The organism is Phenylobacterium sp., assembly GCF_046590535.1.
Lineage (GTDB): Bacteria > Pseudomonadota > Alphaproteobacteria > Caulobacterales > Caulobacteraceae > Phenylobacterium.
In genome coordinates this window covers 1-11,733 of record NZ_JBKJTG010000031.1, presented here as the reverse complement: position 1 = coordinate 11,733, position 11,733 = coordinate 1, and the positions used below count along the sequence as shown (strand labels likewise).

General features: G+C 69.6%; 10 protein-coding genes. 5 read left to right on the top strand and 5 right to left on the bottom strand.

Features of this window, described 5'->3' with window-relative positions; all coding sequences use genetic code 11:
* Positions 1-846 (bottom strand): DUF2336 domain-containing protein (locus ACLL81_RS01695; protein ID WP_411286613.1); only part of this gene is annotated, 846 nt, incomplete at its 3' end.
* Between the two features lie 103 nt (positions 847-949).
* Between ACLL81_RS01695 and glpK the strand changes: the two genes are divergently transcribed.
* Complete coding sequence (gene glpK, locus ACLL81_RS01690; RefSeq protein WP_411286612.1) at positions 950-2,443, top strand: glycerol kinase GlpK; 1,494 nt, start codon at positions 950-952, stop codon at positions 2,441-2,443.
* On the opposite strand, the gene selD is transcribed toward glpK, so the two are convergent.
* Positions 2,440-3,483 (bottom strand): selenide, water dikinase SelD, encoded by a 1,044-nt coding sequence (gene selD, locus ACLL81_RS01685; RefSeq protein WP_411286611.1) that lies wholly within the window; start codon positions 3,481-3,483, stop codon positions 2,440-2,442. The two genes, glpK and selD, sit on opposite strands and share 4 nt — an antisense overlap.
* 55 nt (positions 3,484-3,538) lie before the next feature.
* On the opposite strand from selD, the gene mnmH reads away from it, so the two are divergent.
* The 4 genes from mnmH (at position 3,539) to ACLL81_RS01665 (ending at position 10,099) form a co-directional block, all read left to right on the top strand.
* The gene (gene mnmH / locus ACLL81_RS01680; protein ID WP_411286610.1) at positions 3,539-4,657 is read left to right on the top strand and encodes a tRNA 2-selenouridine(34) synthase MnmH; all 1,119 of its coding nucleotides are present in this window, start codon (positions 3,539-3,541) and stop codon (positions 4,655-4,657) included.
* 30 nt (positions 4,658-4,687) lie between these two features.
* Positions 4,688-5,458, top strand: coding sequence for a class II aldolase/adducin family protein (locus ACLL81_RS01675; protein WP_411286609.1), 771 nt, complete (start codon positions 4,688-4,690; stop codon positions 5,456-5,458).
* Positions 5,459-5,648: 190 nt separating this feature from the next.
* Positions 5,649-6,857: an efflux RND transporter periplasmic adaptor subunit gene (locus tag ACLL81_RS01670; RefSeq protein ID WP_411286608.1), complete on the top strand. Its 1,209-nt coding sequence runs from the start codon at positions 5,649-5,651 to the stop codon at positions 6,855-6,857.
* Entirely contained in the window at positions 6,857-10,099 is a 3,243-nt protein-coding gene (locus ACLL81_RS01665; protein WP_411286614.1) for an efflux RND transporter permease subunit, read from the top strand. Before ACLL81_RS01670 ends, ACLL81_RS01665 begins: the two co-directional genes overlap by 1 nt.
* A 219-nt stretch (positions 10,100-10,318) precedes the next feature.
* Here the strand turns inward: ACLL81_RS01665 and ACLL81_RS01660 are convergent, their stop codons facing one another.
* Genes ACLL81_RS01660 through ACLL81_RS01650 form a run of 3 tightly spaced genes read right to left on the bottom strand, consistent with a single transcriptional unit; the run spans position 10,319 to position 11,535 of the window.
* Positions 10,319-10,816: a c-type cytochrome gene (locus ACLL81_RS01660; protein ID WP_411286607.1), complete on the bottom strand. Its 498-nt coding sequence runs from the start codon at positions 10,814-10,816 to the stop codon at positions 10,319-10,321.
* 54 nt (positions 10,817-10,870) lie between these two features.
* On the bottom strand, positions 10,871-11,326 hold the full coding sequence (locus tag ACLL81_RS01655) for a YaiI/YqxD family protein (protein ID WP_411286606.1): 456 nt from the start codon (positions 11,324-11,326) through the stop codon (positions 10,871-10,873).
* A 41-nt stretch (positions 11,327-11,367) separates the two neighbouring features.
* Entirely contained in the window at positions 11,368-11,535 is a 168-nt protein-coding gene (locus ACLL81_RS01650; RefSeq protein WP_411286605.1) for a hypothetical protein, read from the bottom strand.
* Positions 11,536-11,733 lie beyond the last annotated feature (198 nt).

Genomic DNA, 11,733 nt, shown 5'->3' with positions numbered 1-11,733 from the left:
GAACAGGCCGAGGCGGCCCTCGCGAAGCGCCCGGACCAGATAGCCGGGCCGAAGCTGGCCGGCGGCGTGCAGCTTGTCGATCAGCCGCTGCTCCATCGCCTCGCGTTCGCCCTCGCGGCTGGTGCGCAGCGCAGTTTCGGGCGTGACGGCGTGCTGGGTCTCGGCGACCGAGGCGGCCAGGGCCTCGTCCAGGACGGTGATGTCCAGGCGGAAGCGCTCGGCCAGCCCCTGGCGAAGCGCCAGGCCGACCCAGAGGTAGAGACGCTTGGCCAGTTGGCCGGTGAGCTTGGGATGCAGCGACAGCGGCGTGCGCATGGCGGCGATCTGGCGCGAGGCCTCGACCAGCTCTTCCATATCGTGCGGCGACAGTTCGGCGGTGTGGTTGCCGGCGAGCGCCGTCATCACCGCCGGCTCGGCCTGTTCGAGGATGGCGCCGATGACGGCCTGGCTGAGGCTCGGGCGGCGCGCCACCTCGATCTGGTGCTCGATGGTGGCCTCGACCAGCAGGCGCACAAGGTCGAAGTTGCTCAGCACCGGGCTCATGGCAATGATCGGCCGGGCGATTTCGATGTCGTCGAGGGCCAGCACATTGACCAGCGCGCTGGGCGCCCAGTCGGCGGAGGCCAGTTTCTGGGACAGGCGATGGCGGATGTCGCGTTCAGCCTCGACCACGAGGCTCATGAAGATTGAGGAGAGCAGGGCCTGGATCGGAGGCGCATTCATCGCGGCGCCGGCATGGGGCGCGTCGCACAAGTCCGCGATCGCCAGCAGCAGGCGCTCCCGGTCCGCCGGCTGGCGGCTCTTGGCGAGGTCGAACAGGCTTTCGCTGTTCATCGCGAGACTCAAGGCCGGATCCCTCCATTCTAAAGTGAGCACGGCAAGGCGCACTGTGGCCATGCGCCATGAAGACATGCTTAAGGCGTAGAGCGACGGGAAGGAACGCGACACCATGGCCGACCCCCTGATTCTGGCCCTGGACCAGGGCACCACCAGCACGCGGGCGATCCTGTTCACGGCTGAGGGCGTGGCCCTGGCCGAAGCCGGGCGGGCGCTTCGGCAGATCTATCCGCAGGACGGGTGGGTTGAACACGACGCGGATCAGATCTTCGAAGCGTCGATCGAGGTGCTGAAGGAGGCCGTGGAAAAGGCCGGCCGGGCGCTCACCGACGTGGCGGCGATCGGGGTGACCAACCAGCGCGAGACGCTGGTGGTCTGGGAGAAGGCCACGGGCCGGCCGATTCACAACGCCATCGTCTGGCAGGACCGGAGGACCGAGCCGCTGTGCGCTCGCTTGCGGGGGCAGGGGCGCGAGCGGCGGGTGACGGAACTGACCGGCCTCCTGCTTGATCCCTACTTCTCGGGGACCAAGCTGGCCTGGCTGCTCGATCATGTGGACGGGGCGCGGACGAAGGCGGCGGCCGGCGAACTGATGGCCGGGACGATGGACGCCTGGGTGATCTGGAAGCTGACCGGCGGGCGGGTCCACGCCACCGACGCCACCAACGCCTCGCGCACCCTGCTGTTCGACATCCGCGCCGGCGCCTGGTCGGCGGAGATGGGGCAGATGCTGGCGGCGCCGCTGGCCCTGATGCCCGACGTGCGCGACTGCGCCGCGGACTTCGGGGAGACGGAGCCCGGCCTGCTCGGCCGCGCCGTGCCGATCCGCGGCGTGGCCGGGGACCAGCAGGCGGCGTTGATGGGCCAGGGCTGCATCCGACCCGGAGAGATGAAAGCCACCTACGGCACCGGCTGCTTCATGCTCGTGAACACCGGCGAGACCCCGTCGCCCTCGCGCTCGCGCCTGCTGACAACCATCGCCGCCCGCGTTGGTGGGAAAACAAGCTATGCGCTGGAGGGGGCGATCTTCATCGCCGGCGCGGCGATCCAGTGGCTTGGCGAGGGCCTGGGGATCGCCGGCGGCCCGCAGGCGGCGGAGAAGCTGGCCGCCGGGGCCCGCGACGACCTGGGCGTGGTGTTGGTGCCCGCCTTCACCGGGCTGGGGGCGCCCTGGTGGGACGCCAATGCCCGGGGCGCGATCTTCGGTCTGACGCGCGACGCGGGACGCGCCGAGATCGCCCAGGCCGCCTTCGACGCCTGCGCCCTGCAGACCCGAGACCTGATCGAGGCCATGCGGGCCGATGCGCCCGACGCTTTCCACGGCCAGGTGGAGCTGCGCATCGACGGGGGCATGTCGCGCAGCGCCTGGTTCTCCCAGCGGCTCGCCGACCTCACCGGCATCGGCGTGGGCCGGGCCACCTATCAGGAGACCACGGCCTTAGGGGCGGCGCTGTTCGCCGGGATCGGCGCGGGCGTTTATCGGGACGTCGAGGCGGCCGCGGCCTCGCGTCCGAAGACGGAGTCCTTCACCCCCGCCATGGACGTCCACCGCCGCGAGGGCGCCTACGCCCGCTGGCTGGACGCGGTGGAGCGGGTTCGGAGCTAGACTAGACGGATTTCTGCGGGCCCTTCCACCAGGCGGCCCACCACTCTGCTGAAATCGAAACTGCGGGCCACCGCCAGATCCAGCACGGCCTGCGCCTGGTCGGCCCCCACGGCGATCAGCAGGCCGCCGCTGGTCTGCGGGTCCGTGAGCAGGTCGCGGCGCCAGTCGGGAAGGCCAGCGGGTTCGCGCACCGCCCCGCCATAGCTCGCCCAGTTGCGACCCGACGCCCCGGTGCGCACGCCGTCGCGGGCCAGGGCCTCGACCCCATCCAGCAGGGCAGGCGCCATGGCCTCGATCTCGACGGTGAGGCCGGCTCCGCGGGCCATCTCCAGCGCATGTCCCAGGAGGCCAAAGCCGGTGACGTCGGTGACCGCATGGACGCCCGCAACGCCCGGCAGGTCAGCGCCCAGGACGTTCAGTTGAGTGGTCGACGCGATCAGGGCGGCATAACCCGCCGCGTCCAGGCGCTCCTGCTTGAACGCCGCGCTCAGCACGCCCACGCCCAGGGCTTTGGTGAGGATCAGCACGTCGCCGGCCCGGCCGCCGCGGTTGGTCAGCACCTTGTCGGGATGCACCAGGCCCAGGGCCACCAAGCCGTAGATCGGCTCGACGCTATCGATGGAGTGGCCCCCGGCCACGGGAACCCCCGCCGCCGCGCAGACTGTCGCCCCGCCGGCCAGGATTCGCCCGATCACGTCTGCTGAGAGCTGCGCCACCGGCATACCGACAATGGCCAGCGCCAGGATTGGGGTCGCGCCCATGGCGTACACATCGGAAAGTGCGTTGGTGGCGGCGATGCGCCCGAAGTCGAAGGGGTCGTCGACCACCGGCATGAAGAAGTCCGTGGTGGCCACCAGGGCTTGGCTGTCGTTCAGCCGCCAGACCGCTGCGTCGTCGGAGGTCTCGGTTCCCACCATCAGGTTCGGAAAGGCCGCCGCGGCGGGCATGGCGGCCAGGATCTCGCGCAGTACCGCCGGGGCCAGCTTGCACCCACAGCCGCCCCCGTGGGCGAGGGAGGTCAGTCGAATGGGGTCGGTCATGGGGCGGGCTCTCCGGCTTCGTCGGTCAGGGCTTTGGCGCTATAGCAGCGGCCAGATGATCCCGCCGCCCCCGATCCGCCCGGCCGACCCCGTGACCTTGCAGGCGACGACGGATGTCAGTCCCGCCGCCCTGGCCGGCTACGGCGCCGTCATCGACGTGCGCAGTCCCTCCGAGTTCGCCCAGGACCATGTGCCGGGGGCGGTGAACCTCCCCGTGCTCACCGACGCCGAGCGGGCTCAGGTCGGCACGATCTACGTCCAGGAGTCGCGCTTCAAGGCGCGCCGGGTGGGCGCGGCGTTGGTGGCGCGCAACATCGCCGCCCATCTGGAGACGGCCCTGGCCGAGCAGCCTGGCGGGTTCTTCCCGCTGATCTACTGCTGGCGCGGCGGGATGCGCTCCAACGCCATGGCCACGGTCCTGGCGCAGGTGGGCTGGCGCACCACCTTGCTCACCGGCGGCTACATGACTTACCGCCGCTACGTCAGCGCCCGGCTCTACGACGCGGTCCTGCCGCACCGGTTCGTGTTGCTGGACGGCCAGACCGGATCAGCCAAGACCGAGATCCTCGGCCGTTTGGCGGCGCAGGGCCTGCAGGTGCTGGACCTGGAGGGCCTGGCAGAGCACCGCGGCTCGCTGTTCGGCGGCCTCGGTCGCGAGCAGCCCAGCCAGAAGCTTTTCGAGAGCCGGCTGCTCTGCGCCATCGACGGGCTCGATCCAGGCCTGCCGGTGGTGGTGGAGGCGGAATCCAGCAAGATCGGCGACCGCATGGTGCCGCCAGCTCTATGGACCCGGTTCGCCGATGCGCCGCGCATCGAGTTGGTGGCCGACCGCGCTGGCCGCGCCGGCTATCTGGTCGTGGCCTATCGCGAGATCGTCGCCGACCGGGCGGCGCTGGATGACGCCTTCACCCGGCTGCCGGTCCATCCCAGCCGACCGCGGTTGGAGAACTGGCGCCAGCTCGCCGACGCCGGCGCGTTCGCCGAGTTGGCCGAGGCCCTGATGGCCCTGCACTACGACCCGGCCTACGACCAGGCCCGCAAGAAGCGCGCGGCGGCGGCCATCGCGACGGTGGCGGTCGCTCCCGGGGACCCCGCCAGCCAGGACGCAGCGGCACGGGAAATCCTCCGTGTCGTCGGCGCGCTTGACGCCCCGCCCGTGCGGCGCGACCCTTAACGGCGATAATTCAGAACGGGAGACGCCCCAATGGCGGACGGATCGGTTGCCGGCGCGGTTTCGCTGCAGGGCAAGGTGAGCACCGAGGAATGGCAGGTCCGCGTGGAGCTGGCCGCACTCTATCGCCTAGTGGCGATGCACGGGTGGGACGACCTGATCTACACCCACATCTCCGCCCGCATCCCGGGGCCGGAGCATCACTTCCTGATCAATCCCTACGGCCTGCTGTTCGAGGAGATCACCGCCTCCTCGCTGGTTAAGATCGACCTGGACGGAAACATCCTCCAGGAGACCGCCTACTTCATCAATCCGGCGGGATTCACGATCCACTCGGCGATCCACCAGGCCCGCGACGACGCCAAGTTCGTCATGCACCTGCACACCGACCAGGGCGTGGCCGTGGCGGCTCATCGAGAGGGCCTGATGCCGCTGTCGCAGCATGCGCTCATCGCCCTGCCGTCGCTGGCCTATCACGACTACGAAGGCATCGCCTTGAACCACGAGGAACGCGAGCGTCTGGTCGCCGATATCGGCGTCAAGAATTTGATGCTGCTGCGCAATCACGGCACCTTGGCGGTGGGTGACACCGCGGCCAACTGCTGGATCGGGATGTACTACCTGGAGCGGGCCTGCGCGATGCAGGTCATGGCCCTGTCGTCGGGCCGCGAAAGCCTCTTGATTGCGCCGGAAGCCGCCCAGATCGAGGTGAGGAACCAGGTGTCCCGTGGCATCGGCGGCGGCCTGGCCTGGCCCGCCTGCCTACGCAAGCTTGACCGCGAGATGCCCGGCTACGACGCCTGAGGACATCAAGCGTTTGAGAGCAGGGGGCGCCTCCTTTGGGGCGCCCTTTGCGTTTGAGCCCTGCTGTTGCAGCGCCGCAATGCGTCGTCATACCAAGGTCACTGGACGGAGTATAAGCCACGCCCCTAGCAGCGGGGTTCGTTGATCCCCTTATAAGCCTGCACGGATCGGGCGACGGAGCACCTTGGTTTTGAGACGCCACTTCTTCCTGGTCGCCGCGATCGCCGTCCTGTTGCTCATGCTGGTCGCCGGCGGCCTCAAGTTCGCGTCGATGAAGGCCAACGCCGGCCCTGGCGGCGCGCCGGGCGGCCAAGCCGCGGGACCCGGTGGCGGGCGCGGACCGGGCGGCGGCAGGGGCGGCCGTGGCGGTCCCGGCGAGGTCTCTGTGGCGGTGGTCCAGACGCGCACCTTCGCCGACGAGCTGGAAGCCCTCGGCGTCGCCAAGGGTCGCCAGTCGGTGACCCTGACGGCGGCCACCACCCAGCTTGTGGAGCGGGTGCGCTTCTCCGATGGCCAGTCCGTGAGCCGCGGTGCCGTGCTCGTGGAGCTGAAGGACACCGAACAGGACGCGGGCCTGGCCCAGGCCCAGGCGCGCGCCGTGCAGGCGCAGCGGGCCTATGACCGTTATCGCCAGCTCGGCGAACGCGGCTTCGCGTCCAAGGCCGCCATCGACCAGTTCCAGGCGGCCTATCTGTCGGCACAGGCCGACGTCTCAGCCGCCCGCGCACGCCAGAACGACCGGCTGATCCGGGCGCCTTTCGCCGGCGTCGTGGGCCTCTCCGACGTGGCCCCCGGGGCCCTGGTCAATCCCGGCGCGCCGATCGTCACCCTGGACGACGTTTCCGCCATCCGGGTCGATTTCCAGGTGCCCGAGCGCTTCCTCGGCCAGTTGCGCCAGGGCCAGGCGATAACCGCCGCCGTGGACGCCTTCCCTGGTGAGACCGTCAGCGGCCGCATCGCCACCCTCGACACCCGCGTCGATGAGCGTACCCGCGCCATCACCGCCCGAGCCGAATTCCCCAATCCGGGGCGCCGGCTGAAGCCCGGCATGCTGGTCCGGGTCGGCGTCTCCCGAGGGGTCCGCGAGAGCCTGAGCGCGCCCGAATCGGCAGTCTCCGTGCAGGGCGACAACGCCTTCGTCTATCTCATCCGTCAGATGGGCGAGCGTACCATGGCTGAGCAGCGCCCGGTGGTGGCCGGCGTGCGCCAACAGGGCTTCGTGGAGATCCTTGACGGCGTGCAGGCCGGCGACCGGATCGTCGCCGACGGCCTCAACAAAGTGCAGCCTGGCCAGCCGGTGCGCATCGCCGGCGCCCGCGGCCCAGGCGGCGCGGGCCGTCCGCCAGGCAAGGCCGCCCCCGCTGGAGAACGGCCCTCTGGGCCGCGGCCGCCCGCATGATGCTGTCAGACATCTCCGTCCGTCGCCCGGTGTTCGCCGCGGTGGCGGCGATCATCCTGTGCGTGGTGGGGCTGGCGGCGTTCGCCGCGCTCACCGTGCGCGAACTGCCCAGCGTCGATCCGCCGGTGGTGTCGGTTTCGACCGTCTATCGCGGCGCTTCGGCGGAGGTCATCGAGGAGCGGATCACCCAGGTGATCGAGCGACAGGTGTCAGGCATCCAGGGCATCGACCGGGTCAATTCCTCGTCGCGCGACGGGCAGTCCCGGATCAGCATCTCCTTCACCCTCGACCGCGACCTGGACGCCGCGGCGAACGATGTTCGCGACGCGGTCAGCCGGGTCTCCGCGGCCCTGCCACAACAGGCCGACGCGCCGCAGATCGCCAAGGCCAACGCCGACGCCTCGCCGATCATGTTCATCAGCTTCACCTCCACCAAGCTGAACCGCCTGCAGCTCTCCGACTACGCCCAGCGCTACCTGGTGGAGCGCATGTCGACGATCCCCGGGGTGGCCACGGTGGGCGTCGGCGGGGCGCAGTTTTACGCCATGCGCGTCTGGCTAGATCCCGACGCCATGGCGGCCCGCGGGGTCACCGTCGAGGATGTCGAGACCGCGCTGAACAGCCAGAACCTCGAACTGCCCGCCGGCTCGCTGGAGGCTCCGGCCAAGGACTTCACCATTCGCGTTGCGCGCGGCTATTCCACCCCCGCTGAGTTCGCCCGGCTGCCCATCGTGCCGGCGCGGGCCGCCAGCCAGACCCAGGCCTCGGCCGCCTTGGGCGGCTCGGCGGCTGTCCCCGGCGCGGCGCCGGGGGTGTTCGACGCCATCACCAGTTCCGCCAGTAGTGCGGCCTACATCACCCGACTGGGCGACGTGGCGCGCATCGAGGAAGGCGCCGACGAGCACCGGCGCATGTTCCGTTCCAACGGGGTGGACCAGGTGGGCCTCGCCGTCACCCGACAATCGCAGGCCAACGATCTGGAAATCTCCGACGGCGTCCGCAAGGCGATCGCCGAGATCAACCCCGGCCTGCCCGCGGGCACCAAGCTCGAGGTGGCGGTCGACTTCACGACCTTCACCCGCCACGCCATCGAAGAGGTGTGGATCACCATGGGCATCTCGCTGGTGCTGGTGGCGTTGGTGAATTTCCTGTTCCTGGGCACCTGGCGCGCGGCGCTGATCCCCTCGCTCGTGGCCCCGATCTGCATCCTATCGACTTTCATCGTGCTGGCCCCGCTTGGCTTCTCGATCAACCTGCTGACCCTGCTGGCCCTGGTTCTGGCCATCGGCCTCGTGGTCGACGACGCCATCGTGGTGGTGGAAAACATCCAGCGCCGAATCGACGAAGGCGAGCCGCCCATCGTGGCGGCCCAGCGCGGCGCGCGGCAGGTGTTCTTCGCCGTGGTGGCCACCACCATCGTGCTGATCTCGGTCTTCGCGCCGCTGATGTTCCTGCCGGGCTTCATCGGCCGCCTGTTTGTGGAGCTGGCCGTGACAGTCGCGGCCGCGGTGGCCTTCTCGGCGCTGCTGGCGCTGTCGCTGTCGCCGATGCTGGCTTCGAAGCTGCTCCGGCCGTCCAAGAGCGAAGGGCGGATCGCCCGCGGCGTCGACGGGGCCATGCACAAGTTGAAGAGTTCCTACCACGCCTCGTTGGAGTCGATGCTTGGCAAGCGGCCGGTGTCGATCGCCGCCAGCGTCCTGGTGGGTATGCTAGCCCTGGCCGCCTTTGGGGTGTTCACGGTGCTACCGCGCGAACTGACGCCAGAGGAGGATCGCGGGCGCGTCGGCCTGAACATTCAGGGCCCCGAAGGCGCCGGATACGACTACACCGCAGCAGCAGCCAAGCAGGTAGAAGCGATCCTGCAGAGGTACCAGCGCGAAGGGGTTCTGGAGCGTTACCTCATCGGCCTGCCGCGCTTCGGTGGCAGCCAGTTCAACACCGGCTTCGGCAACGCGGCCATGCCCGACGACGGCAGGCGCAAGATGACCTCGCAGCAACTTGCCGCCGAGCTGAACCGCGAATTCGGCGCGATCACCTCGGTGCGCGCCACCGCCAGCCCCGAGGGTGGGCTGCAGCGCGGCGGTCCGGGCGGCGGAGGGGGCGGCGGCAACAGCATCTCCCTGATCGCGGCGGGCAACGACTACGCCGAGATCGAGCGGTGGCTCAGGCCCCTGCTGACCGCGGCCCAGAGCAATCCAGGCCTGGCGCGACCCAGGCTGGACTACGAGCCCACCAGCCCGCGGGTGATCGTCGACATCGACCGTGAGAAGGCCGCCTCGCTGGGCGTCTCCGCCCAGGCTGTCGGGCGGGCTCTGGAGACCAATTTCGGGACGCGGCGGGTCACCACCTACATCAAGGGCGGCCAGGAGTATGATGTCCTGCTGCAGACCGACCGGGCCAACCGCCAGACGGAAGCGGACCTCTCCAGGCTTTATGTGCGCACCACATCCGGCGCCACCGTGCCGCTGTCGTCGGTGGTCACCACCTATGTTCGCGGCGACACGCCGGACCGGCCGCGGGTCGATCGCCTGCGTGCGGTGTCCCTGCAGGCCCAGCTCAACCCCGGCTACACGGTCGCCCAGGCCGTGGACTTCTTCCAGGCCGAGATCGCCAAGCAGCCCGGCGGCGTCACCGTGAAGTGGGGCGGTGCGGCGCGTGAATACCTGGAGGCATCCGGCGCGGTGGGCCTGGCCTTCGCCATGGCGCTGCTGCTGGTGTTCCTGGTGCTGGCTGCGCAGTTCGAGAGCTGGATCCACCCGGCAGTGATCATGCTCACCGTGCCGGTGGCGGCGCTGGGGGGCCTGTTTGGGTTGCTGATTGCCGGCTCCTCGATCAACACCTATAGCCAGATCGGCCTGATCATCCTGGTGGGGATCGCCGCCAAGAACGGCATCCTGATCGTCGAGTTCGCCAACCAGCTTCGTGACGAGGGTCTGTCGATCCGCGAGGCGGTAATCGAGTCAGCCTCCCTGCGCCTGCGGCCGATCATCATGACCTCGATCTCCGCGGCAGCGGGCGCGATCCCGCTGATCGTCTGGGGCGGGGCCGGTGGGGAAGCGCGCAAGACCATCGGCGTGACCATCTTCTTCGGGGCGATCTTCGCCACCATGGTCACGCTGTTCATCGTGCCGGTGTTCTACAATCTGCTGGCCAAATATACGAAGTCGCCGCTGGCTGCCGCGCGCCGGATCGAGGCGTTTGAGGACGCCGAAAAGGGACGTGTCGCCAACGCCGCCGAATAGCCCGACAAAAAAGGCCTTCCCCGGAGGGAAGGCCAAGATGGGGATGCGCTGCGCGAGCAGGGGGGCGCCGCGGGCGCACTCCTCTATGGCGGCGAGGGCCACCGGCGGGGAGGATGTCGAGCAGACAGATGCGAGCCTTCGACCGGGTCACGATGCGCCCGACCATATCTCGCGTCAAGGTTGTCTTAAAGTCAGGCGCGCTCGCTGGCGGCGAGCGCTCTAGGGCTTGTAGCCGGTCTCAACCTTCAGGAACGCGATCAGGTCCACGCGGTCCTTGGCGTCCTTGAGGCCCGCAAAGGCCATCTTGGTGCCTGGCAGGTAGGTCTTGGGGTTGGCCAGCCACTGGTCCAGGTGCTCGGCGTCCCACAGCCAGCCCGCCTTCTGCAGCGGCTCGGAATACTTGTAGTTCTCAAGAGCCGCGGCCTTGCGCCCGAACACGCCATGCAGGTTGGGCCCGGTCATGTTGACCCCGCCCGCGGTGATCGTGTGGCAGGACCGGCACAGCGCGAACTTGGCCTCGCCGTTGGCCAGGTCGGCGGTGTTGTAGGGCGCGGGCAGGGACGCCAGCAGGGCGGCCTCGTCTTCCGCGGTGAGTGCCGCGGCCGGAGCGGGGGCCTCCGGCGGGCCGTCGGACGGCGCTGCCGTCTCGGGCTCGCCGCAGGCGGCGAGCGTGGCCGCCAGGGCGGCGGCGGCGAGCGTAAGTGCCGAGTGGCGCATGCAGGTCTCCTGAGCGGCGGCAAGCTAGCGCGAAGCTTACCGGATGCAAGCCTCCTAGCGGGCCTTGCGCCGCTCGCGGTGCACCGCCTCGTCCAGGGCCTGCAGGAATCGCGAGCGGTCGGCAGGGGCGAAGGGCTTCGGCCCACCAGTGATCTCACCTGTTGAGCGGATGTGCTCCATGATCGAGCGCTGAGCCAAAGCCCGGCCGATGCTGTCGGCGGTAAAAGCCCGCCCGTTGGGCGCGATGGCCGCGGCGCCCGCCTTCAGCACCCGGTCGGCCAGCGGGATGTCGTTGGTCACCACGATGTCGCCAGGCTGCGCCCGCTCGGCGATCCAGTCGTCGGCCACGTCGGGCCCAGCGTCGACGATCATCCGCGCGATCAGTCGAGACGGCGGGATCTGGATGAAGCTGTTGGAGACCACCGTGGTCATCAGGCCGTAGCGGGCGGCCACCTTGTAGGTCTCGTCCTTCACCGGACAGGCGTCAGCGTCGATGAAGAACTGCGTCATGGCGTGGCCCTACCGCAATCCAGGGCCGACCGGAACCGCGGTCAGGGCGTCGGCGCCACCGTCCACGCGCCGATCCAGAAGTCGAGCTGGCGGTGTTCGGCGGTGGCGCAGGCGGGCGGCGGGGACGGCGGCGTCTGCGCCCACCCAGGGAGGGCGGCGCCGGCGAGGAGGCCGCCGGCCAGCCAGGAAGCGATCTCACGTCCGGCCATGGCGCCACCTTCGCTGTAAGGGCGTGCGCGCGCACGCCCGGATGCGAACAGCGGCGCAAGCCACGCGACGGGCGGTGTGAGGGAGGCGGGCCCGTGGTGCCGGATGAGGGAACCGCAAAGGTAACATAAGTTATTGTGTTTTATTACGTTTCTATCTAGCAATATTCAAGTGACCCCCCAACTGACCCCCGCTAGCGG